Genomic DNA, 21242 nt, shown 5'->3' with positions numbered 1-21242 from the left:
CCCTACGACTTACCTTTCGCTGCCGGTCATCGTCGCTGCCTGCCCGAGTCGGGCCTCAGGTGCCCCGCCTCTTCGAGGGCGTGGTGCGCGGCGGTCTTCGCCGGACATTGGCCGACGAGGCATTCGAGGTGAACCTGCATCGTCCGGTGCGCGGCACGGAGACTCGATGCGGGGTAGGCGGTGTTGGCGCAGCTGAGATGGTTGATCAGCAGCGCGTCGTCGAAACAGGACATCATGACCGCCTCGGCATTGTCGGCACGTCGAGCGCGTTGCGCCCGCGTGGGGTGTTGGTGAATGCCTGGCCGCGAGCCGACAGCGTCCATCCCCGCGCCGCCGTCTCGACCAAGCTCCGGTCGACGAGTTCGCGGACCACCGATCGAACCGACGACTCCTTCATGCGCGTCTCGCGCGCGAGTTCCGCAGTGGTGAGCGGCCCGTGATCGTGTAGCGCGGCCATCACGCGGCCCTCGTTCATCTCCATCGCGGTAGCCCTCCGCGTCGGCGTGTGCGGTCGCCTCCGATGCCGAGGATGTGGTGGCTCGCCGACCGGCGCAGGGTCGGGACCGACCGCCTCCGCATCGAGTGCTGTAACGGACAGTACGAACCGAGTGGCCTGCGCTGCCACAAACTTGCGCGAACTTGCATCCCTGTTTTCAAACGGTGACGAAAACGCCCTAGTTGATGGACTATTGGAGGAGTTGCGCAAGCCGTCGCACACCGTTGGAAGAGGACAGCACGATGCGTCTGAGGTTCCTGGGCAAAGGCGGATCGAACCAGGGCGGATGCCCGACGCTGTACGCGACCGACCGCGGCACCTACGTCGTGCAGGGGTGGCGGACCAACGACGAGGCGACGGTGGAGATCCCGCACGCGCTACTCGGTTTCGTCGAGCCGGACACCTTTGTCGGCGCGACGATGGCGGACACGGGCCGCGGCACGTTCACCCTGTCGGGCGAGCCACTCGGCGACCCAGAGGCGCTGGCACACATGAGCTTCACCCCCGACGAGACCGCCATCGAGGTGCCGAAGCGAGAGAGGACGTTCTACGGTGCTGTTGATCACGGCCGGTGAGTTCGCCGACGCAGTGGGCGAGTGCAAGCGTGCGGCCCTGCATCTCGAGGTACAGGACACCTACGAGACTCCCGAGGAGTCCGAGCCTTTCGCTCGGTTCCTCGCGGGCGAGCCGGACGATTACGCGTGGATGGCCGATTGGGCGGCGCTGGTCCGGGAGACCACCGGCCGCGGCGTCGCGGTGCGGCGAGCCCGCGTCGTCACCGTGCCACACGTCGACTACCAACGGTGGACCTTGGAAGTGTCGCGGGTCAATATCGCCGCGGGCGAGGAGGTCCGTTATCTACCGCGACATCTCGTTTCGCCCGACGAGCTCACCGCCGACGACTGGTGGCTGCTCGACGACCGCGCCGCGTTCACTGTGTTCGAGCCGGACGGGCGGTGGGCGGGCGTCGCGGTGACAACCGATTGGCAGATCGTCGACCGGTGCCGGGCGGTGTGGAATCTCGTGTGGCAGCGTGCCATTCCGCACGCCGAGTACGCGATGGCCGGTCAGCGGTGACGAGCGCCGTTCACGAGGCCCGGGAGGCTCTCGGCCTGCGGCTCCGGGAGCTTCGCCGCGACGCGGACCTGACCGCGCGCCGCCTCGCCGAGCTCGCGAGCTGGCACGAGTCCAAGGTGTCGCGTATCGAGCACGGCAAGCAGACGCCGTCGGAGGCGGATCTACGCGCCTGGTGCGAGCGCACCGGCACCGGCGATCAGCTCGCCGACCTCGTCGCCACGTTGCGCAACATCGAGGCCGCCTACCTCGAATGGCGGCGCATCCTCGGTACCGGCATGCGCCGCCCGCAGAAGGCGCGCGTGCGCGTCGAGGCCGAGACCAACTCGATGCGATGGTACGAGCCGTACGTCTTTCCAGGGCTGTTGCAGACTCCCGCCTACGCCGAGGGCATCCTCCGCAAGGTCATCTCGTTCTACGACATCCCCGATGACCTCGAGGAGGGTGTCGCGGCGCGCATCGAACGGCAGCACGTGCTCTACCGCGGGCGGCGCCGGTTCAATTTCGTTGTCGCCGAGCAGGTGCTGCACACCACCGTCGGCGACGACGAGGTGATGCGTGGCCAGCTCGACCGCTTGCTCAACGTCATGATGCTGCCGAGCATCGCGTTCGGCATCATTCCCGCGGCCTCGGCCTACGCGGCGCCCGCCACGAACGGGTTCGCCATCTTCGACAGCAGGCTCGTCCAAGTCGAGACGATCAGCGCCGAGCTTGCGGTCACACAACCGCGCGAGATCACCCTGTACGAGAAGATGTTCACGGTGCTCGCCGAGCAGGCGCTCTACGGCGAGGGCGCCCGCGCGCTCATCGGTCGTGCGATCGAGGCGCGCGGGAACTGACCCTGTCGCACCTGACGCGGACGGAAGGTGCGGATCGCTCCGCAGTACGTGGCAGGCGGCACGACTACTTCGCTGTGGGGGTGCGCCCGTTGGCGCCACTCCTTCTAGGGTGTGCAGCTCGCGCGTCCGCGGTGCTCCTTCTCGGCGTGCAGACGCGCCTCCTGCTTCCGGCGCCGGTGTCGACTCGCGTAGGGATCAGCGCGGCGGTGAGCACCGCTATGCCGTCGATGGCCGCACCTCGGCCGGGGCCGAAGCCCGGCGCCTGCCCGGCGAGTGCCGCTGCGAGCGTGAGTATCTGATGCCACGTAGGACCGTCGGTCCAGCGGATCTGTGCGTCGCGGCGGCGGATGTGGTGGTTGTCGTGACAGTCGAGAGTGACTCGGGTGCAACGGGATTCGGACAGTAGCTGCGTCATGCGCCGTGCCTGACGAGTGCGATCGACGCCCATGGTCGACAGACTGAAGGCCGCCGGCAAAGGGTCAGGGCTACACCCTTGGCTACACAGCATTGGAGTCGAGAAAGGCCCCGACCAGACAACATGCTGGTCAGGGCCTTATTTTGCTGAGCCGATGACGGGAATCGAACCCGCGCTGTCTGCTTGGGAAGCAGAAGTTCTACCATTGAACTACATCGGCACCGCGCGTAGACGCGTCCGCGACTCTATCAGACCGAGCCCTGGGCCGGTCAACTTCCATTCTGCCTCTTCGGCTACGTCCGTGGGCGGCCGCGATCCAGGTACGCGCCGCCCGGACGGTGGCGGGTCAGTGGGTGGCGATCGGGGTGGTCCAGTTTCGGAGGGCTTCGGCGAGGCCGTCGGTGGTTCGGTCGTCGGTCGCCCAGGCCGTATAGCCGTCGGGGCGGATGAGGAGGGCCGTGGGGCGGGGGATGTCGCCGACTCCAGGGACCGACCAGTGCGTGGCGTGGCTGCGAGCCAGGACGGAGTCGAGGTGACCGTTGCTTTCGGACGCGGTCGGCGACGTGTCGTCGAGGCGGAGCAGGACCGGGCGGGCGGGGCGGAGCAGTTCGTGGACGCGGGTGGGGCCGTCGGCGGTGACGAGGTCGACGTCCGGGACGCGGCGTCCGGCGAGCGGGTGGTCGGAGCCCGTGTCGTAGCGGATGTCGAGGGCGGTGATCATGTGGCCGAGTCGATGACGGACGTCGTCCAGGGTGATCAGGTCGCCCATGATGTCGCGCAGGGCGTCGGTGTGCGGGCCGGGGCGGGAGAGCGCGGTCTGCGCGCGGGTGTTGTGCAGAACGCGGGCGGCGACCGGGCGGCGTTCGGCCTCGTAGGTGTCGAGCAGATCGTCGGCGGCGTCGTCGCGCAGCGCGGCCGCCAGCTTCCAGCCCAGGTTGACGGCGTCCTGCACGCCGAGGTTGAGACCCTGTCCGCCGGCGGGGTAGTGGATGTGGGCGGCGTCGCCCGCGAGGAACACGCGTCCGGCGCGGTAGCGGTCGGCGTGCCGTGCGGCGTCGCCGTAGTGCGATACCCAGCGGGGGCTGTGCATGCCGAGGTCGGTGCCCGCGATCTCGGTGAAGTTGGCGCGGAAGTCGTCGAAGGAGAGCGTCGCGCCGCGCTCGAGGACCCGGTCGTGCCGTTGCACGACGAGCCGGTACCAGCCGGGTTGCAGCTGCACGGCGGAGAAATCGCCCATCCCGCGGCGGTGGCCGAAGAATGGTTCGGCGGGCGGGTCGGCCAGCTCCACGTCGGCGATCATGCCGGTCATGGTCGCCTCGGTGCCGGCGAAATCGATCCCGGCGAGCTTGCGGACCGCGCTGCGCCCGCCGTCGCAGCCGACGAGATACGCGGCGCGCATGCGACGGATTCCGTTCGAGCCGCCGATCTCGATCTCGACGCCGGACGCGTCCTGCCGGTATCCGGTGATCGGCGCATCCCACCGCACGGTGACGCCGAGTTCCGCTGCGCGGCTTTCCAGTTCGCGCTCGATCAGGGACTGCGGGATGACGAGCGTGAACGGGTAGCGGGTCGCGTAATCGCTGAAGTCCAAGGGAATCGCGGCGAAGTGCCCGACCTGCCGCGGATGGCCTTGCTCGAGCAGCCCGTCGAGCAGGCCGCGCTGATCGAGGACCTCCATGGTCCTGGCGTGGATGCCGCCCGCCCGGGATTCGCCGGTCCGCGCGGGCAGTGCGTCGAGCACGACGACCTCGAGACCGAGGACGCGCAGTTCGCACGCCAGCATCAGGCCGGTCGGGCCGGCGCCCGCGATCACCACATCGGTCGTGTCCATGTCATCTCCTTAACAACGTTAAATCCTTAACGTTGTTAAGGAGACCAGGAACATTGTTAAGCTGTCAAGGTGTCGAACAAATCCGGTCAGACCAAGCTGGACGCCGAAGTGATCGCCGTGGCCGCGCTCGCCCTGCTGGACGAGGTCGGGCTCGACGGCCTGACCATGCGGAAGGTCGCCGCGGCGCTGAATGTGCAAGCGCCCGCGTTGTACTGGCATCTCGCGAACAAGCGCGAGTTGCTCGACGCGATGGCGCGGGCCGTCTTCGTTTCCGCGGTCGACGGCATCGAGGCGCCGCGTCGCGACGAGGACTGGCGGGACTGGCTCATCGCGTTGGCGAGCCGGTTGCGGCGGGCGATGCTCGGCTACCGGGATGGGGCGAAGGTGCTGGCAGGAACCTATATCGACGACGAATCAATGTGGCGCACAGTCGAATTGACGCTGCGGACGCTGGAGGACGCGGGGTTCTCGAAAACCCGAGCGGCCCGGGTCTTCCCGATCCTGCTGCACTACACCGTCGGCTTCGTCATCGAGGAGCAGGCGCGCTCCGACGACGCGTACGGCGACCGCAACCCGTACCTCCCCGAACGCCTCGCCGATGTCATCGACGCCCACCGCTACCCTCTCACCGCGCAACTGGTGACCGACGTCTTCTCCGGCGACACCGATACCGAGTTCACCGAGGGCCTACGCGTCATCTTCGCGGGTATCGACGCCGCGCGAGCGGATGCCGCCGACTGACCGCCTCGGGGGTCAGGATTCGCTTTCGAGGTCCGCTTTCAACCGCTCCAGCGTCCGGCGGATGTTCCCTCGCTGGAACTCGGCGAACCCCGGCTTGCCGGTGGCGATGCGGTCGAACCACAGCGTGGGCCGGTCGGGCCAGCCGCGGCGGTCGTCGGTCCAGATCTCGGTGATCCTGGTGCCCTCGGGAACAGCCTCGAAGCGGTACTCCCAGCTGGCGACGGCGACCGGGAGGACCGGCTTGCGCAGACCGTAGCGCCGGACCTTGAAGGCGAAGCGCGCGCCGCGGTCGGCGGCGGTGATCTCGCAGCCCGTCGACCAGCGCACGCCGCGGCGCAGATTGGTGCCGACGAACCGCAGGCCGACGCGGACCGGTGCGCCGGGCTCGGCCAGTACCGCGCCGGTGTTCTCCGGACTCCAGCGGTGGATCCGGGTGACGTCGCTGACCCGGTCGTAAGCCGTCACCGGGTCGATCGCGACGACGATGCTGTCGCGGACTTGCTTTGTTCGCGGCACGAATCGACTGTAGCGGCGGCCCGCGAACGCCAGGTCGGGTAGCGGAAGACGGCCAGGCACAGCAGGATCCACAGCGCTCCGAGGGACCAGCCCGCGAGCACGTCGGTGGGCCAGTGCACGCCCAGGTAGACGCGGGAGGCGCCGACCGCGGCGACGAACAGGACGGCGACCAGTGCCACGCCCGCTCGGACGATCGGCCGCCGGATCAAGGGGATGAGCACGATGGCCACGATCCCGACGACCACGAACGTGCCGGTGCTGTGCCCGGAGGGATAGGACAGGCTGTTCTCGACGGCGAGGTGATCGGCCACCGGCGGGCGTTCCCGGCCGACCAGTCGCTTCGCGATCACGACGATGAGACCGGCGCCGAGGGCGGTCACGGCGACGAGCGCGGCGCGCATCCGGTCGCGCACGCGCAGCAGCGCCGCGCAGACGATCACGGTGAGGATCGTCATGGACAGGGTGTCCCCGCAGTTGCTGACCATCCGCGCGGCGGGCGTGAGCACCCCGTTGCGGTTCTCGACCGCCCAGCCGGAGACCTCGGGATCCATCGTGGCCAGCCCGCTGCTGTCGAGAACATTGCGGGTCAGCACGGTGATGAATGCCGCGAGGAGCACGCCGAGCGCGGCGAGCGACGGCACCGTTGGCACCGTCCTGCGGGGATTCGAGGTCACTGGTCCTAGGTTGCCCGCTTGCGCTGAGAATTAACTGAAGACCAGCGAAGAATGCGTCGCCGATCCGGCCCTCCCCCGTGCGCCCGAACGGCCCGATCGGCCGGACGCTACGCTCGTGCCGTGTTGCTTTCCGATCGTGACCTCCGCGCGGAGATCGCCGCTGGGCGTCTCGGGGTCGAGCCGTTGCTGGAGAGCCTGATCCAGCCGTCGAGTATCGACGTTCGCCTGGACCGGATGTTCCGCGTCTTCGACAACACCCGCTACACCCACATCGATCCCGCGCAGCGCCAGGACGAACTGACCAGCCTGGTCGAGCCCGCGCCGGGCGAGCCGTTCGTGCTGCACCCCGGCGAGTTCGTGCTCGGCTCGACGCTGGAGGTGTGCACGCTGCCGGACGATCTGGCCGGGCGACTGGAAGGCAAGTCGAGCCTCGGCCGTCTCGGCCTGCTCACGCATTCGACGGCGGGCTTCATCGATCCCGGTTTCAGCGGCCACATCACGCTGGAACTGTCGAACGTCGCGAACCTGCCGATCACCCTGTGGCCGGGGATGAAGATCGGCCAGCTGTGCCTGATCCGGTTGACCAGCCCCGCCGAGCACCCGTACGGCAGCGCCGTCGCGGGCTCCAAATACCAAGGTCAGCGCGGACCGACTCCCTCGCGCTCCTACCTGAACTTCCCGCTGCCCGCCGACGTGGTGGACGCCGCCGAATCGCGGTAGCCGACGCGGGTTCGCCTGGCGCGCACGACGACCCACGACCGAATCCGCCCCGCCGACTGCCAGGAAATAGGGGCGGATTCGGTCGCACTGTCGGCGACGGGGACCGACGACGCATTCAGTCCCCGCCGCCCGCTCCGACCGCGAGCGCCGTCGTCACCACGGCGGACAGCGGTGGGAGCGTGTCGCCGCGGCTCGGCGGAGTAACCCAGAAGCACCCTTCCCGGGTCCACCGGCCGAGCCCCGTCGGCAACATCACTGCACTGCCGATGGCAGGTATCCCGATATCGAGACGATTCAGCACCTCCAGTACCTGCGCGCCGGGACGGCTGTCCGGCTCGGCCAGGAAGCTCCAGCGGATCTGCCTGGCCAGCATGGGACCCCTCGTCCCCTGCTGTTCCAGTGCCGCCCTGACCTTTTCGGCCCGGGCCGTCGGCAGGTGAACGACACAGACCCGGCCGCTGATCGGCAGCATCACGAAACCGCCACGCTCGGTGACGGGTAGCCCGTACTCGTACCGGTAGAAGGACACCCAATCCTCGACTGTCCTGAGTTTCTCCACGTTCACGGCCAACTCCTTGCCTCCTGCTACCAGGGTCGGGCCAATGACCGCGACGCGGCATCGCCCCCATGCGCGCCTTCCACTGCCAATCCGCTGCCTTTGACCGAGGGAAGCTCGCTCGCGCGGGTGCGCGAGGCGCGAAAAGCCAATAGCAACTGCGAATTGTGTGTGGCCGTAGCCACAAAGCCCTCGTACCCTGGATGAAGGTTCGTGCGGAAGGGATGACATCGTGGTCCGGCACTGGTCAGGTAAAGAGACCCGCGCCCTTCGCGATGCCAAGCGGATGAGCATCCGGGAATTCGCGGCGCATCTCGGTGTCCACGAACGCCTGGTGTCCAAATGGGAGGCGGGGGGCAACCGAGTTCATCCGCGCCCCGTCAACCAAGCCGCGCTCGATACATCCCTTGCCAGGTCCGACGATGTTGTGCGGGCACGGTTTTCGGCGCTGATCGGCGATCCGCCGATCGATGGACCTGCCGCCGGTTTCGACACGCGTTCCGCTGCGGGGACGCGTGCCAGTTATTCGAGCGACGCGGACCTTCTTGCTCTCATAGACGCCGGTGCGATGAGAGGTGATGCGTTAGCAGCGATTTCGGAGAGGGATCTGATCATGGCGGCTGCCCACGAGGCCAGCGAACACGCAGGCCGGGCCGAGAGCACCAATGTGGGTGCGACCACGTTGGAACAGCTCGACGCCGATGTCACGCGCATTGCGAACGATTACGTGCACATCCCGCCGGTTCCGATGATGGTGGAGATGCTTCGGGTTCGGCGCCGGGTGTATCGACTGCTGGAGGGTCATCAGCGGCCGACCGACACCAGTCACCTCTATCTGCTCGCGGGCACGCTGTCCGGCCTGCTCGCGAACGCGAGCACCGACCTCGGCTACCTCGACGCGGCGGGTGAGCAGGCCAGAGCGGCCTGGGCCTACGCCGAGCTATGTGGCCACAACGGGCTACGTGCCTGGACCCGCGGCATGCACGCGCTGATCGAATACTGGTCGGAGCGCCCGCGCAGGGCGGTGCTGCTCGCGCAGAGCGGGCAGGATTTCGCCGATTCGGCGACCGCGAAGGTGCGGTTGCTCAATATCGAGGCCAGGATCTGGTCCAAGATCGGCAGCGACGCCGACACCGATCGCTGCATCCGGGCCGCCGACGACGCGCGCGAGCTGGCCACGACCGACAACCTGCACGACGAGGTCGGCGGCGTCTTCGGTTTCCCCGACGCGAAGGCCCAGTACTACGCGGGCGCCACCTACATCCATCTCGGCCAGGCCGAGCCCGCACTGGCCGCCACCGAACGCGCCATCCATATCTATGCCAACGGCCCGTCCGAGAAACGCTCCTACGGCGCCGAGGCGCTGGCGCGGGTGGACTGCGCGGCCGCGCATCTGATCAACGGCAGCCTGGACGGCGCGACCGAGGCGCTGAACCCGGTGCTCGGCTTGGCCGAGGACAAGCGCATCGCCCAGCTCGAGGAGCGGCTCACCGGCGTGCGCCGACGGATCGCCCAGCCCGCGTTCCGCGACGCCGTCGAGGCCCGTTTCCTGGACGAACGCATCGAGGAGTTCTGCGGGGCGACCGCAGCCAAGGGCATCCCGCCTGGGCATTCCGCACCCTGACGCGATCGATCGACCCCTTGTGGGGGGATGGCACCATGGGACGGTGAGCCCGAGCCATCTACCCCACCGCCCGCCGCGCGTTCTGGAGCAGTCCACGAAGCTACAGAACGTCGTCTACGAGATTCGTGGACCGGTACACGCGCACGCGGCACGGCTGGAGGCGGAGGGCCACCGCATCCTGAAGCTGAACATCGGCAATCCGGCGCCGTTCGGTTTCGAGGCGCCCGACGTGATCATGCGCGACATCATCGCGGCGCTGCCCTATGCCCAGGGCTACTCCGAATCGAAGGGCATCCTGTCGGCCCGGCGCGCCATCGTGACTCGCTACGAGCTGGTGCCCGGCTTCCCCGAACTGGACGTGGACTACGTCTACCTGGGCAACGGCGTCTCCGAGCTGATCACGATCACCATGCAGGCGCTGCTGGACAATGGCGACGAGGTGCTGATCCCGGCGCCGGACTATCCGCTGTGGACGGCGATGACCAGCCTGGCGGGCGGCACTCCGGTGCACTACCTGTGTGACGAGTCCAACGGCTGGCAGCCCGACGTCGCCGACATCGAAGCCAAGATCACCAGCAAGACCAAGGCGCTGCTGGTGATCAACCCGAACAACCCGACCGGCGCGGTCTACTCGGCCGAGGTGCTCCAGCAGCTGGTCGACCTGGCTCGCAAGCACCATCTGCTGCTGCTCGCCGACGAGATCTACGACAAGATCCTCTACGACGATGCCAAGCACATCTCGCTGGCCACCCTCGCGCCCGACCTGCTGTGCCTGACCTTCAACGGACTGTCCAAGGCATACCGGGTCGCCGGATACCGCTCGGGCTGGCTGGCCATCACCGGCCCGAAGGATCACGCCGCGGGGTTCCTGGAGGGCATCGATCTGCTCGCCTCCTCCCGACTGTGTCCGAATGTGCCCGCGCAGCACGCGATTCAGGTCGCACTGGGCGGACATCAGAGCATCGAGGATCTGATCCTGCCCGGCGGGCGGCTGCTCGAACAGCGCGATGTGGCGTGGGAGCGGCTGAACATGATCCCGGGTGTGTCGTGCGTGAAGCCGAAGGGTGCGTTGTACGCGTTCCCGCGGCTGGATCCGAATGTGTACGAGATCTACGACGATTCGAAGCTGGTCCTGGATCTGCTGTTGCAGGAGAAGATCCTGATGGTGCAGGGGACCGGTTTCAACTGGCCCGATCACGACCACCTGCGAATCGTCACGCTGCCGTGGGCCAGGGACCTCGCGGTCGCGATCGAGCGCTTCGGCAATTTCCTGGCGAGCTACCGACAGTGATGTGCGTCGCGGGACTCTGAGCCCTAATCGCCCTGCTTCTGGGCCTAAAACATACCGAATGTATGGATAGAGGCGAGTTTTGAAGACCCGCTAGCGCAAAAGTGCAACTTTTGTGTACAGTGGCTCTTGGCACTTCGAGTGCCCGGTCGGGTTGCCTACCCCCCCTGGGCAACCTGGCCTCGGGTTCGGCCGCCTACCCCCCTGGGCCGCCGGCCTGCGGGCGGCGGAGACATCCCCCTGCTCTCCGCCGCCCCCCGGCCCGCCTCTCCGCGTTTCAGGCCAGACTCAGGTGTGTGGTGATTTGCGTTGGCGGCCGGCGGTAGGTACCTGGGTGGAGTCAGCCCGTACCCGGTGAGTTACCCGGCTCTTGCGAGATCAGTTGTTGCGTCTCGATGGTCCCGTCCGTTGTGTACCGGTGGTGCTTGATGGGCAGTTGTGTGCCCGTGGTGCTTGGCGACCTGATCTTGAAAACGACATCCTTTAAGCTCGGCACCGCGTAGCTGCCGCGGGTCAGCCGCTCCTGTCGTCCGGCACGAGCACCCGGGGCCACGACGGAGAAGTAGGAGCCCGGTGACCGACCACCATCATCATCATCACGATCACTCCGGACCGATCGCGATCGGCGCCACCGCCGCCCGCGTCGTGGTCGGGTTGCTCACCGTCATCGGTGTGCTCACCGTCGTCGCCACCATCGCGCTGTGGCCGAGCAGTCAGCACGTCGCGATCCCGCTGCCGATGCAGAGCGCGGGCGGCGGCGCGGTGGAGACCGAAGCGGGCACGGTCGTCGCGCAGGACGTCGGGCCGTGCGGCAGTCCCTCCATCGGCAAGGTGTTCGCCGACAAACCCGAGCCGCCGCGCACCAACGCCTACACCTGTCAGCGCAGCCTGATCACCATCGAAACCGGTCCGCACCAGGGCAACAAGACGCTGCTCGAAATCGCCCCCGGCCCAGGACAACCCGATCTGCGCGCCGGTGACGACATCCGTCTGGTCCGGCAGACCGATCCGACCGGCACCCCGCTGTACTCCTTCGAGGACTACGCGCGCGGACTGCCGCTGACCCTGATCGTGATCGCCTTCGTCGTGGTGATCATCGCGGTGGCGCGCTGGCGCGGCCTACGCGCGCTGCTCGGTCTCGGGTTCGCGTTCGCGGTGCTGGTGATGTTCCTGCTGCCCGCGCTGCTGGACGGCAAGCCCGCGATCCCGGTCGCGCTGGTGTCCGGGTCGCTGATCCTCTACGCCGTGCTGTATCTGGCGCACGGTGTCAATCTCCGCACCAGTTCGGCGCTGCTCGGCACGCTGACCGCGATGCTGCTCGCCGCGGCGCTGTCCTGGCTGGCGATCGAGATGACCCAGCTCACCGGCCTTTCCGAGGAGCAGAACACCAACGTCGCCACGTATCTAGAGCACGTCAGCATCACCGGCCTGCTGCTGGCAGGCTTCATCATCGGCTCGCTCGGTGTGCTCAACGACGTCACGATCACCCAGGCCTCGGCCGCCTTCGAGCTGGCCGCCCTGGACGAAACCGCGTCGCGCCGACATGTTTTCGCCGCGACCATGCGGGTCGGCCGGGACCACATCGCCAGCACCGTCTACACACTGGTGCTCGCCTACGCGGGTGGCGCGCTGCCGTTGCTGCTGTTGTTCAGCGTGGCGGGACGCTCGATTCGCGACGTGCTCGCCGGTGACGCGGTCGCCATCGAGATCGCGCGGTCGGCGGTCGGCGGTATCGCGCTCGCCCTCTCGGTGCCCTTGACCACCGGCATCGCGGTGCTGCTCGCCCGGCCGTTCGGCAGTCACAAGCCCCCGGCGCCCGCGCCTCGCCATGGGCGGCACTCGCGCGGTTGACGGCGATCGTGCTCGTCGCGGGCGCGGTGACACTGTCCGCGCCTCGCGAGGGGTGGCCTGCGTGGGCCGACTCGCGTCTCGGCGGTCGGCATGCCTCCGGTGGCAGTTGCGGGTGGACTTCGTGCCGGGGTCCGTTCTGTTCCCGCAGCGACGCCGAGCGCCGCTGAGATCGGGCCGATGCTCGACCAGCTGCACCAGGAGTGCTCGTCAGCGCTGAGGCGGCGGTGGGAAGGGGAAGACCTCGGGCGGGATGGTCGGCACCACGATCGGTGGGAGACCGGGGACCACAAAGGTGTTCGGGCCCTGGCTGGGCGGCGGCTGCGAGCTGGTCGTCTGCCTGCGCGGCGGCGGGGCGGCGACCGACTCCTCGGTCTCCGTCGTGGTGGCGGGCGCCACCGCGATCTGCGGATCGAGGGTGGTGGTGCGCGGCAAGCCGGTCGGCGAGATCGACGGCGAGCCCTCGCTGCTGTGTGAATCCCGTTCCAGCACCTGGGGTCCGTAGCCGAGGCCGAGGCCGATCGCGGCGACCACGGTCAGTGCGCTGACGGTCAGCACGGCGCCGTTCAGTTCGCGCTTCTCGCGGCGGCGCGGGTTGGCGGCCAGCCAGTCCGGCGCGAGACCGTCGATGTCGTCGAAGTCGTCCGGCTGCGCCGCCTTCGGCCGCTTCGGCCGACGCTTGGGCGGCGCGGACAGCCAAGCGGGCGAGAGATCCTCGTCGCCGTAGCCGCCGGCGGGTGCCTGGCTCGGGGCCGGGACGGGATGAGCGACCGGAGCCGCAGGGCGGACCGGCCGGGCGAGCAGCGCGGCGCCGCGGGCGATCACCGTCTCGGGGCTTTCCGGCACGATGACCGGCACGCCCATCCAGCGCTCGAGCACCTTCCCGATCAGCGGGATTCGCGCGCAACCGCCGATCGCGAGCACACCGTGCACCGGGCGGTCGGAGCGCACGATCACATCGCGTGTCATCCGTGCCGACGACTCGATGGCCAGCATGATCAGGGATTCGAAGTTCTCCTGCGCCAACAGCACCAGGCCCTGTTCGCTGGGCAGCGCGACCGCGGTATTGCTCGACAGCTGTTCCTTGGCCTCGCGGCACAGCGCGTCCAGCGCGGCCAAGCCCGCCGGGTCCTGCGGGTGCGCGATGCGGCCCGAGGCGATCTGCTGTTCGCGGATCAGCGAATCCAGGTAGTCACCGCTGATATCGCTGGTGCGCTCGCTGTGCCTGACCTCCCTGGTCTGGGTGTCGACCACGCTGACCGAGAGCCCGGTGCTGCCGAGGTCGTAGACGACCAGCGAGGAGATGCCGCGGATATCGCCGGTGGCCTGGGCGAATTCGAGCGCGGCGAAGATCTCGGGCACCAGCTCGTAGTTGGTGACCTGCTGTCGCGCCATCGCGGCGCGCACCGCCCTGGCCTGCTGTTCGCTGCGGTAGGCGATCGCGGTGGCGCCGATCTGATCGGTCGCCAGGGTGACGCCGACCGCCTCGGCGACCAGCTCCTCCGCGCGGTGCTCGGTCACCGGGACGGTCTGGAGATCGTAGGCATCAGGCGTGACATGACCGGGGGGATTTCCGGGGTGTGGTCGCGCCATACGGACAGCGCCGGCCCCCACCGAAACCCCCAGTACCGAACTCATCAGCTGCCCATCTCGTTTCACGCTTCACGACAAAGCGAGCTCGCGTCGTCATCGACGCGAACCGCTCCCGGGACCCTACCGGCGGCGCTCAGTCGCACACGAGGCAGGCGGGATCGGGTGATCCAGCGCGGCCTCGCCAGGCAACTCTACGGTGTGCCGAGTCCGGCGTACACCCATCCCGCCTCTCTCCAGGTGGCACGATTGAGACAGTTTCGGCCGTCGATGATCGACCTGCCGCGCACCACCCGATCCAGGTCCTCGGGGCGCAGCGCGGTGAACTCGTCCCACTCTGTGAGCACCAGCACCACGTCGGCGCGGTCGCACGCCTCGGCCACCGAAGTCGCGTAGTTGAGGGTGGGGAAGACGCGGCGCGAATTCTCCAGCGCCTTCGGGTCGTACACGGTCACCACCGCCCCGTGCAACTGGATCATGCCCGCGACGTTCAACGCGGGGGAATCGCGCACGTCGTCGGACTCCGGTTTGAAGGCCGCGCCGAGCACCGCGACATTGGCGCCGAGCAGCGAGCCGCCGCACGCCTTGGCCGCCATGTCGACCACCTTGGTGCGACGGCGCATGTTGATGTTGTCGACCTCGCGCAGGAACGCGACGGCGTGATCGGCGCCCAGCTCACCGGAGCGGGCCATGAAGGCCCGGATGTCCTTGGGCAGACATCCGCCGCCGAAACCCAAGCCCGCGTTGAGGAATCGGCGACCGATGCGCGCGTCGTAACCGAGCGCGTCGGCGAGCACAGTGACGTCGGCACCGGTCGCCTCGCACACCTCGGAGACCGCGTTGATGAACGAGATCTTCGTCGCGAGAAAAGCATTCGCGGAGACCTTCACCAATTCGGCCGTGGCCAAATCGGTCAGCAGGAAAGGGACTTCCGCGGCGATCAGATCGGCGTAGATCTCGCGGACCAAATCCTCGACCCAGTCGGCATTCTCGCGAGCGCGGTCCACGCCCAGCACCAACCGGTCGGGACGCAGCGTGTCCTGTACGGCGAAACCCTCGCGCAGGAACTCCGGATTCCACGCCACCTCGACCTCGGCGCCTGCCAGCTTCCGCGCCCGCGCGCCCAGCGCCGCGGCCGTGCCCACCGGAACGGTCGACTTGCCGACGAGCACGGAGGGGCGCTCCAGCATCGGCGCGAGCGTATCCACCACGGCGTGCACGTATTTCAGGTCCGCGGCGTACTCCCCCTTCTTCTGCGGCGTGCCGACGCCGAGGAAGTGCACCTCGGCGTGGGCGGCGGCCTCCGGATAGGAGGTGGTGAACCGCAGCCTGCCCGCATCCAGATTCCGGCGCAGCACCTCCTCGAGGCCGGGCTCGTAGAACGGCACCACGCCGTCGGACAGCTTCGCCACCTTGCCCGGATCGACGTCCACCCCGATCACGTCGTGCCCGAGCTCGGCCATACACGCGGCGTGCGTGGCCCCCAGGTACCCGGTTCCGAAGACTGTGCATCGCATGATCGATTGGTAAGCCCCGACGATGGCCACGCCACGTCAGCGAGGCAAGGGTCACGGCAACAGCAGGTGTACAGGTGGAAACAGCCCCGGGTCGGCGGCGATGACCTGCGATGATGCGGTGCCCGCATACCATCGGAAGTCGTGCGACGACGTTCGGTGACCCGTGCCGTGATCGGCCTTGCCGCGGTGCTCGTCCTCGTGGTGGTCGCGCTGTGGCCGGTCTACGTCCGGCCTCGCACCGACCAGCCCGCGACGGCCGACGCGATCCTGGTCCTCGGCGGCGCGCGCGACGGCCGCGAGCAGCTCGGCCTGCGCCTTGCCGCGGAGGGCTACGCGCCGCGGGTGCTCTTCTCCGACCCCTACGAGTACAGCGCGACGATGAACCGCATCTGTCACGGCGGGTACCGCTTCGAGGTCATCTGCTTCGACCCGTCCCCGCGCACCACCCGCGGCGAGGGACGTGAACTCGCCCGCAGGGCGCGTGCCGAAGGGTGGCGCCGCGTCATCGTCGTCACCTTCACCCCGCACGTCTCCCGCGCCCGCTACATCATCGGAAAGTGCTGGGACGGAGAACTTCTCTTCGTCGACCCCCAACCCGACCTCTCCGTCGCCCGCTGGGCGTACGACTACGCCTACCAATCGGCGGGGTACACGCGGGCATTCTTCGAAGACTGCTAGCTGACTGATGAACCCGGACCGTGCGAGGTCAGCTGCCGAACACCTCTGATTCCGAGCGGAGGTCAGCCAGTCGATCACACTGTTTCCCTGTAGGCCTTTGCGAGGAGGATCGCTGGTAGGATAAGTCTTATGAGTGAGAATACCGGGAAGTATTCGATCACCATGCCGCGCGACATCGCGGACGCCGCCCGTGCTCGCAGTGGGCCTTCCGGGTTCTCCAGCTATGTGGCCGCCGCTGTGGCCCGGCAGATCGAACGGGACAACCTTAACGAGATCATCGCGGTCGCCGAGGCGGAACACGGGCCTGTCACGGAGGAAGAGGTCCAGGCACTCCGCGATCAGCTTCGGCAAGTGCGAGCAGCGCAGCGTGAGACGAACGTGGCATGAGTGCGGCGGCGCCTGGCGGAACGCTCGTTCTGGACAGTGAGGGTCTGTCCAAAGCTGTTCTGCGGGACCGTGCGATAACCAGCTGGCTCGCGCTGGCCCGGGCAGACGACCTGCGTGTGATCACTTCGGCGGCGACGATCGTCGAAGTGATCCATCCGCGCATAAAGCGCCCGGCCTTGGAATGGATACTGTCCCGCCTGGTTGTCGAGCCGATCACCGAGGAAATCGCTCGCCACGCGGCCACCCTCCTGGGTCAGGCGGGTCTACATGGCCACAAGCACGCCATCGACGCGATGCTCTGCGCTACTGCCCTCTCCGCTCCAGGGCCAACCACAATCCTCACGTCCGATCCGGACGACCTCACCGCCTTGTGTGGAGCGAAGGTCACGGTCATGAAAGTGTGACCGAGTTGGGCGATCGACGGGTCACCGTACCCGCTGGATCATCGATCAGACCGAATTCATCGACTACGGAATAGATTGTGTCGGAGCCGATATGGCCGTCGAGGCCGGTGTCGGCGGTGGTCAGGTCCAACGCCTCCCGGTGTCCGTCGTCCAGGGCGAATGTGGCGGTCGGAGCAATCCACGCTGATGGCTCGTCCAGGGTCGAAGATGGGCGCGAAAGCGCCGGACTCGGGCACGCCGAGCCGCCAGGTAGAGCAGATCATTGATATCTGCGCGGCGGAGGCGATGCATCATGCGCGTCCGTTCCGAGGATGCGATCCAGTTGCCGCAGGCCCGTCGCACGGTTCGCAGACGTCATATCTCTTGTGAGGCGTGTGGAACCTCTGCGGGGACGCGGGTGAGGCAACTGCGGGCGGGTTGCTTCAGTTTGATTTCGGGATGTGGGTGGGCTTACATTGGGGGCGTGTTGGCCGGTGGCCAATAGTGGTGCACTGTGGCATACCCCGCCGGGAGGACAGATGGATTACGACTGGTCAGCGGCCGATCTGGCCTTTCGGGACGAGGTGCGGGGGTTTCTGGCCGCGAAGCTGACGCCGGAGTTGCGGCGAGCGGGGCGGCTGGCGACGAGCGTGTACCCGGACCACGAGGCCAGCACGGAGTGGCAGCGGATTCTGCACGAGCGCGGATGGGCCGCGCCGCACTGGCCGGTGGAGCACGGCGGGTGTGATTGGAGCCTGACCCAGCACTACATCTTCAGCAGGGAGTCGACGCTCGCGGGCGCGCCGACGCTCTCGCCGATGGGGATCAGGATGGTCGCGCCCGCGATCATCGCGTTCGGCACGCCGGAGCAGAAGGCTTTCTATCTGCCGCGCATCCTGACCGGTGAGATCTTCTTCTGCCAGGGATATTCGGAACCGGAGGCGGGCTCGGACCTCGCCTCGCTCAGCATGGCGGCCGTCGACGACGGCGACGATTTCGTCTGCACCGGAAGCAAGATCTGGACCACCCACGCCACCGAGGCGAACTGGATCTTCTGCCTGGTGCGCACCTCGCGCACGGGAAAGAAGCAGCAGGGCATCACCTTCCTGCTCATCGACATGACGACCCCGGGCATCGAGATCCGCCCGCTGGTGATGACCTCCGGCGAACAGGTGCAGAACCAGGTGTTCTTCGACAATGTGCGGGTGCCGAAGAGCAATGTGCTCGGCCGCGTCGATGACGGCTGGACCGTCGCGAAGTACCTGCTCGTGCACGAACGCGGCGGCGCGGCGGCGCCGATGTTGCAGGTCATGGGCCAGGAGCTGGCCGAGGCGGCGGCGCGGCAGCCGGGCCCGGACGGCAACCCGCTGATCGACGACCCGAGCTTCGCCACCCGATTGGCCGACGCGCGGATTCGCACCGAGGTGCTGGAAGTGCTGGAGTACCGGACGATTTCGGCGATGGCGCAGGGCAAGGACCCGGGCCCGGCGTCCTCGATGCTGAAGATCCTGGCGACCGAACTCAGCCAGCAGCTCACCGAACTCGCGCTGGATGCGGCGGGTCCGGCCGGACGCGTCTACCAGCCGCACGCCACCGCGCCGGGCGGGCCGATCGCCGAATTCGCCGCTCCCGCAGACGGTTACCACAGCGGAGCGGACTGGCAGGCCGTCGCGCCGCTGCGCTACTTCAACGACCGCGCGGGATCGATCTACGCGGGCAGCAACGAAATTCAGCGAAACATCCTCGCCAAAGCAGCATTGGGGCTCTGATGGACTTCACACTCACCGAGGAGCAGCAGCTGCTGCGCGATGCGGTCGCCGGATTCCTCGGCGTCCGCTACGACTTGGAGAAGAGCAGGGCCGCCGCCAAATCGGCGCAGGGCTGGCAGCCCGCCGTCTGGCGCGGATTCGCCGACGAGCTCGGGATTCTCGGCGCGACCCTGCCCGAACGGGTCGACGGGATGGGCGGTGGCGCAGTCGAATTGATGGTCATCGCCGAGGAGCTCGGCCGGGCGCTGGTGATCGAGCCGTTCGTCGACACCGTCGTCGTGGGGGCCGGTCTGCTGGAACGGTCGGGTGGTTCGCGCGTCGACGAGGTGCTGCGCGGCATCGTCGCGGGCGACGTCCGCACCGCGTTCGCGGCGCTGGAACCCAGCTCGGGGCAGACGCTGCACGATGTCGGCACCCTGGCGCGACGCGACGGCGATTCCTGGGTGCTCGACGGCGCCAAGTGCGTGGTGACCAGTGCGCCGCTCGCGACGCACCTGCTCGTCGCCGCCCGCACCTCGGGTGAGCGGCGCGATCGGGCCGGAATCTCGTTGTTCCTCACCGAATTCGATGCGGCGAACCCGCCCGCCGGAGTCGAGGTGCACTCCTACCGCACCATCGACGACCGTGTCGGATCCGATCTCGTCCTCACCGAATTCCGGCTCCCCGCCGACGCGCTGCTCGGCGCCGAGGGCGCGGCATGGGACGTCATCGAACCCACCGTGGACGCGGCGATCGCCGCGATCTGCGCCGAAGCGGTCGGTTGCCTGCGCAAGGTGCTCGCCGACACCGTCGAATACGCCAAGCAGCGCCAGCAATTCGGCGTGCCCATCGGCAGTTTCCAGGCGCTGCAACACCGCATGGTCGACATGTACATGGAACTGGAGCAGGCCATCGCGGCATCCCACCTCGCTGCCCACGCCCTCTCCGCCGCCCCCGCCGACCGCGCCCGCGCCCTCTCCGCCGCCAAGGTCACCGTCGGCCGCGCTGCCCGCTTCATCGGCCAGAACGCCGTCCAACTCCACGGCGCCATGGGCATGACCGAAGAACTCGCCATCGGCCACTACTTCAAACGCCTCACCGCCCTGGAACGCGAATTCGGCAGCACCGACTACCACCGCGCCCGGTACGCGCAGCTGACCAGGCCGTAGTCGGCGGCGCGGATCAAGCGCCGAGCATCAGTTCGACGGCCTCGTGCATCTTGTAGCGGGTGGCGAGGATGTCGAGAAGTTGATCGACCGTCTGCGGTGGGTCGCGGTGACGCGATGAGATCTGTCGGATGGCGGCCAGGGCGCGGACCGGGTCGACAGCGCAAGTGTTCGCGGCGAACTCGGCGGCGCCGACGACCTGCAAGCCGGTCGGCATCAGGTGCGACGGGAAATGGCGCACGTTCTCGGTGACGAGGGCTCCGGCATTGCTGACGACCGCCGCCGCGGCGGCGTGCTCGTCGTCCGGATCGGGCAGACCGAACGAGCCTTCGAGCGGTTCCCAACCGCATACCAGCGCGTCGTCGAAGGCGCGCGTCATCACCGCGAGAAGACCGGATGCTCGCCGTTTCGCGGTCTGCGGATCCGTGCCGCGGCGGACGAGCTTGCGCTCCTCGTGGAGTTCGAGTTCGGCCAGGATGGCGTCGTTCCAGAGCGGCCGGTAGAGGTTCTCCACGGCCAACGACAGCAGGAAGTCGCGCTGCAGGCTCGGCCAGAGGACGCAGGTGTCCAGCACCGCGCCGAACATCAGCCGCGCCGTCTTCGCGCGACCTCCTTGCGAATCTCGCGTAGCTGAGCGCGCACGGCATCCGGATCGTCTTCGTCGTCGAGCTCGACCGAGCTCGCGGCGAGAGCCTCGTACTGCCGCTTTCGGCGCTCGTCTCGGTAGGCGAGGACATCGGTCAGCAGGACGCGGCGGCGGGATCCGGTTCGCTCCGCTGGGATTTCGTTCGCATCGATGAGACGCACCACGGTCGGCCGACTCACGCTGAGCAGGTCGGCGGCTTGTTGAGTGGTCAGCGTCATGCTCTGCGGCGCGACGGTGACGGCCTTGCCCTCGCGAAGTGCCGCGACGACCTGGACCAGGACGCGGTGCACCGATTCAGGCACCTCGACCTGGTCGTGCTCGTCCGCGCCGACCAGCAGATACCGGGGGCGAATGCGGTCACCGCGACGCGATTCGTGGGCCGCGAGGAAGCTCACGACGGGGGCTAGTTCCTCAGTCGGCTCAGGCAGGTAGGTGTGCTGTTGCAAGGCTTCGGACGACATCTACGCGGCCTCCTTTCAAAGGAAGCGTAACGCGTTTCGAATTT

At 68.0% G+C, this 21242-nt stretch carries 23 protein-coding genes and 1 tRNA gene; 13 read left to right on the top strand and 11 right to left on the bottom strand.

Features of this window, described 5'->3' with window-relative positions:
• Positions 1 to 26 precede the first annotated feature (26 nt).
• Both ACRWNM_RS16075 and ACRWNM_RS16070 read right to left on the bottom strand, forming a co-directional pair.
• The gene (locus ACRWNM_RS16075; RefSeq protein ID WP_431968190.1) at positions 27 to 233 is read right to left on the bottom strand and encodes a hypothetical protein; all 207 of its coding nucleotides are present in this window, start codon (positions 231 to 233) and stop codon (positions 27 to 29) included.
• The gene (locus tag ACRWNM_RS16070; RefSeq protein WP_431968188.1) at positions 233 to 481 is read right to left on the bottom strand and encodes a MarR family transcriptional regulator; all 249 of its coding nucleotides are present in this window, start codon (positions 479 to 481) and stop codon (positions 233 to 235) included. Before ACRWNM_RS16070 ends, ACRWNM_RS16075 begins: the two co-directional genes overlap by 1 nt.
• A gap of 257 nt (positions 482 to 738) precedes the next feature.
• On the opposite strand from ACRWNM_RS16070, the gene ACRWNM_RS16065 reads away from it, so the two are divergent.
• From ACRWNM_RS16065 to ACRWNM_RS16055, 3 genes are read left to right on the top strand one after another with little or no spacing between them, the layout of a single operon-like run.
• On the top strand, positions 739 to 1071 hold the full coding sequence (locus tag ACRWNM_RS16065) for a hypothetical protein (protein ID WP_431968186.1): 333 nt from the start codon (positions 739 to 741) through the stop codon (positions 1069 to 1071).
• Positions 1049 to 1573: a DUF6879 family protein gene (locus ACRWNM_RS16060; protein ID WP_431968184.1), complete on the top strand. Its 525-nt coding sequence runs from the start codon at positions 1049 to 1051 to the stop codon at positions 1571 to 1573. The genes ACRWNM_RS16065 and ACRWNM_RS16060 overlap by 23 nt, the downstream gene beginning before the upstream one ends.
• Positions 1570 to 2409 carry a helix-turn-helix domain-containing protein gene (locus ACRWNM_RS16055; protein WP_431968182.1) on the top strand — a complete coding sequence of 280 codons (840 nt, stop codon included), beginning with the start codon at positions 1570 to 1572 and terminating at the stop codon, positions 2407 to 2409. Before ACRWNM_RS16060 ends, ACRWNM_RS16055 begins: the two co-directional genes overlap by 4 nt.
• 564 nt (positions 2410 to 2973) lie before the next feature.
• Here the strand turns inward: ACRWNM_RS16055 and ACRWNM_RS16050 are convergent.
• Both ACRWNM_RS16050 and ACRWNM_RS16045 read right to left on the bottom strand, forming a co-directional pair.
• Positions 2974 to 3044: transfer RNA gene (locus ACRWNM_RS16050), tRNA-Gly, on the bottom strand.
• A gap of 126 nt (positions 3045 to 3170) precedes the next feature.
• On the bottom strand, positions 3171 to 4655 hold the full coding sequence (locus ACRWNM_RS16045) for an FAD-dependent monooxygenase (RefSeq protein WP_431968180.1): 1485 nt from the start codon (positions 4653 to 4655) through the stop codon (positions 3171 to 3173).
• A 69-nt stretch (positions 4656 to 4724) separates the two neighbouring features.
• Between ACRWNM_RS16045 and ACRWNM_RS16040 the strand changes: the two genes are divergently transcribed.
• A complete protein-coding gene (locus ACRWNM_RS16040) occupies positions 4725 to 5396 on the top strand; it encodes a TetR/AcrR family transcriptional regulator C-terminal domain-containing protein (protein ID WP_431968178.1) in 672 nt (223 codons plus the stop codon).
• A gap of 12 nt (positions 5397 to 5408) precedes the next feature.
• Here the strand turns inward: ACRWNM_RS16040 and ACRWNM_RS16035 are convergent, their stop codons facing one another.
• Both ACRWNM_RS16035 and ACRWNM_RS16030 read right to left on the bottom strand, forming a co-directional pair.
• Positions 5409 to 5912 (bottom strand): SRPBCC family protein, encoded by a 504-nt coding sequence (locus ACRWNM_RS16035; protein WP_431968176.1) that lies wholly within the window; start codon positions 5910 to 5912, stop codon positions 5409 to 5411.
• Positions 5858 to 6586: a phosphatase PAP2 family protein gene (locus ACRWNM_RS16030; RefSeq protein ID WP_431968174.1), complete on the bottom strand. Its 729-nt coding sequence runs from the start codon at positions 6584 to 6586 to the stop codon at positions 5858 to 5860. Before ACRWNM_RS16030 ends, ACRWNM_RS16035 begins: the two co-directional genes overlap by 55 nt.
• A 120-nt stretch (positions 6587 to 6706) precedes the next feature.
• On the opposite strand from ACRWNM_RS16030, the gene dcd reads away from it, so the two are divergent.
• On the top strand, positions 6707 to 7306 hold the full coding sequence (gene dcd, locus ACRWNM_RS16025; protein ID WP_431968172.1) for a dCTP deaminase: 600 nt from the start codon (positions 6707 to 6709) through the stop codon (positions 7304 to 7306).
• 115 nt (positions 7307 to 7421) lie between these two features.
• On the opposite strand, the gene ACRWNM_RS16020 is transcribed toward dcd, so the two are convergent.
• Entirely contained in the window at positions 7422 to 7871 is a 450-nt protein-coding gene (locus ACRWNM_RS16020) for a hypothetical protein (protein ID WP_431968170.1), read from the bottom strand.
• 604 nt (positions 7872 to 8475) lie between these two features.
• On the opposite strand from ACRWNM_RS16020, the gene ACRWNM_RS16015 reads away from it, so the two are divergent.
• The 3 genes from ACRWNM_RS16015 (at position 8476) to ACRWNM_RS16005 (ending at position 12625) form a co-directional block, all read left to right on the top strand.
• On the top strand, positions 8476 to 9486 hold the full coding sequence (locus ACRWNM_RS16015) for an XRE family transcriptional regulator (protein WP_431968168.1): 1011 nt from the start codon (positions 8476 to 8478) through the stop codon (positions 9484 to 9486).
• Between the two features lie 43 nt (positions 9487 to 9529).
• Positions 9530 to 10777 carry a pyridoxal phosphate-dependent aminotransferase gene (locus tag ACRWNM_RS16010; protein WP_431968166.1) on the top strand — a complete coding sequence of 416 codons (1248 nt, stop codon included), beginning with the start codon at positions 9530 to 9532 and terminating at the stop codon, positions 10775 to 10777.
• Between the two features lie 570 nt (positions 10778 to 11347).
• A complete protein-coding gene (locus ACRWNM_RS16005; protein WP_431968164.1) occupies positions 11348 to 12625 on the top strand; it encodes a YibE/F family protein in 1278 nt (425 codons plus the stop codon).
• 207 nt (positions 12626 to 12832) lie between these two features.
• Here the strand turns inward: ACRWNM_RS16005 and ACRWNM_RS16000 are convergent, their stop codons facing one another.
• Together ACRWNM_RS16000 and ACRWNM_RS15995 are read right to left on the bottom strand one after the other, a co-directional pair.
• The gene (locus tag ACRWNM_RS16000) at positions 12833 to 14143 is read right to left on the bottom strand and encodes an Hsp70 family protein (protein ID WP_431968162.1); all 1311 of its coding nucleotides are present in this window, start codon (positions 14141 to 14143) and stop codon (positions 12833 to 12835) included.
• A 263-nt stretch (positions 14144 to 14406) separates the two neighbouring features.
• Entirely contained in the window at positions 14407 to 15729 is a 1323-nt protein-coding gene (locus ACRWNM_RS15995; RefSeq protein ID WP_431968160.1) for a UDP-glucose dehydrogenase family protein, read from the bottom strand.
• Positions 15730 to 15870: 141 nt separating this feature from the next.
• On the opposite strand from ACRWNM_RS15995, the gene ACRWNM_RS15990 reads away from it, so the two are divergent.
• The 5 genes from ACRWNM_RS15990 to ACRWNM_RS15970 all read left to right on the top strand — a co-directional run bounded on the left by ACRWNM_RS15990 (position 15871) and on the right by ACRWNM_RS15970 (position 20094).
• Entirely contained in the window at positions 15871 to 16407 is a 537-nt protein-coding gene (locus ACRWNM_RS15990) for a YdcF family protein (protein ID WP_431968158.1), read from the top strand.
• Between the two features lie 129 nt (positions 16408 to 16536).
• The gene (locus tag ACRWNM_RS15985) at positions 16537 to 16794 is read left to right on the top strand and encodes a hypothetical protein (RefSeq protein ID WP_431968156.1); all 258 of its coding nucleotides are present in this window, start codon (positions 16537 to 16539) and stop codon (positions 16792 to 16794) included.
• A complete protein-coding gene (locus ACRWNM_RS15980) occupies positions 16791 to 17198 on the top strand; it encodes a type II toxin-antitoxin system VapC family toxin (protein ID WP_431968154.1) in 408 nt (135 codons plus the stop codon). The genes ACRWNM_RS15985 and ACRWNM_RS15980 overlap by 4 nt, the downstream gene beginning before the upstream one ends.
• 518 nt (positions 17199 to 17716) lie before the next feature.
• On the top strand, positions 17717 to 18946 hold the full coding sequence (locus tag ACRWNM_RS15975) for an acyl-CoA dehydrogenase family protein (protein ID WP_431968152.1): 1230 nt from the start codon (positions 17717 to 17719) through the stop codon (positions 18944 to 18946).
• Positions 18946 to 20094: an acyl-CoA dehydrogenase family protein gene (locus ACRWNM_RS15970; protein ID WP_431968150.1), complete on the top strand. Its 1149-nt coding sequence runs from the start codon at positions 18946 to 18948 to the stop codon at positions 20092 to 20094. Before ACRWNM_RS15975 ends, ACRWNM_RS15970 begins: the two co-directional genes overlap by 1 nt.
• Before the next feature lie 13 nt (positions 20095 to 20107).
• Here ACRWNM_RS15970 and ACRWNM_RS15965 read toward each other — a convergent pair whose 3' ends face one another.
• Both ACRWNM_RS15965 and ACRWNM_RS15960 read right to left on the bottom strand, forming a co-directional pair.
• Positions 20108 to 20677, bottom strand: coding sequence for a PIN domain-containing protein (locus ACRWNM_RS15965; protein ID WP_431968148.1), 570 nt, complete (start codon positions 20675 to 20677; stop codon positions 20108 to 20110).
• Positions 20677 to 21198 carry an excisionase family DNA-binding protein gene (locus ACRWNM_RS15960; RefSeq protein ID WP_431968146.1) on the bottom strand — a complete coding sequence of 174 codons (522 nt, stop codon included), beginning with the start codon at positions 21196 to 21198 and terminating at the stop codon, positions 20677 to 20679. Before ACRWNM_RS15960 ends, ACRWNM_RS15965 begins: the two co-directional genes overlap by 1 nt.
• Positions 21199 to 21242: the final 44 nt, after the last annotated feature.

Origin of the sequence: Nocardia sp. bgisy134 (genome assembly GCF_965341865.1) — a bacterium.
Taxonomy (GTDB): domain Bacteria; phylum Actinomycetota; class Actinomycetes; order Mycobacteriales; family Mycobacteriaceae; genus Nocardia.
The sequence above is the reverse complement of the archived record's forward strand: the minus strand, read 5'-3'. Positions and strand labels throughout refer to the sequence as shown.

Coding starts and splice junctions, on each gene's coding strand:
- ACRWNM_RS16075 (WP_431968190.1), bottom strand. CDS start 233: ATGTCCTGTTTCGACGACGCGCTGCTGATCAACCATCTCAGCTGCGCC.
- ACRWNM_RS16070 (WP_431968188.1), bottom strand. CDS start 481: ATGGAGATGAACGAGGGCCGCGTGATGGCCGCGCTACACGATCACGGG.
- ACRWNM_RS16065 (WP_431968186.1), top strand. CDS start 739: ATGCGTCTGAGGTTCCTGGGCAAAGGCGGATCGAACCAGGGCGGATGC.
- ACRWNM_RS16045 (WP_431968180.1), bottom strand. CDS start 4,655: ATGGACACGACCGATGTGGTGATCGCGGGCGCCGGCCCGACCGGCCTG.
- ACRWNM_RS16015 (WP_431968168.1), top strand. CDS start 8,476: ATGGCGGCTGCCCACGAGGCCAGCGAACACGCAGGCCGGGCCGAGAGC.
- ACRWNM_RS15995 (WP_431968160.1), bottom strand. CDS start 15,729: ATGCGATGCACAGTCTTCGGAACCGGGTACCTGGGGGCCACGCACGCC.
- ACRWNM_RS15985 (WP_431968156.1), top strand. CDS start 16,537: ATGAGTGAGAATACCGGGAAGTATTCGATCACCATGCCGCGCGACATC.
- ACRWNM_RS15980 (WP_431968154.1), top strand. CDS start 16,791: ATGAGTGCGGCGGCGCCTGGCGGAACGCTCGTTCTGGACAGTGAGGGT.
- ACRWNM_RS15975 (WP_431968152.1), top strand. CDS start 17,717: ATGGATTACGACTGGTCAGCGGCCGATCTGGCCTTTCGGGACGAGGTG.
- ACRWNM_RS15970 (WP_431968150.1), top strand. CDS start 18,946: ATGGACTTCACACTCACCGAGGAGCAGCAGCTGCTGCGCGATGCGGTC.
- ACRWNM_RS15965 (WP_431968148.1), bottom strand. CDS start 20,677: ATGTTCGGCGCGGTGCTGGACACCTGCGTCCTCTGGCCGAGCCTGCAG.
- ACRWNM_RS15960 (WP_431968146.1), bottom strand. CDS start 21,198: ATGTCGTCCGAAGCCTTGCAACAGCACACCTACCTGCCTGAGCCGACT.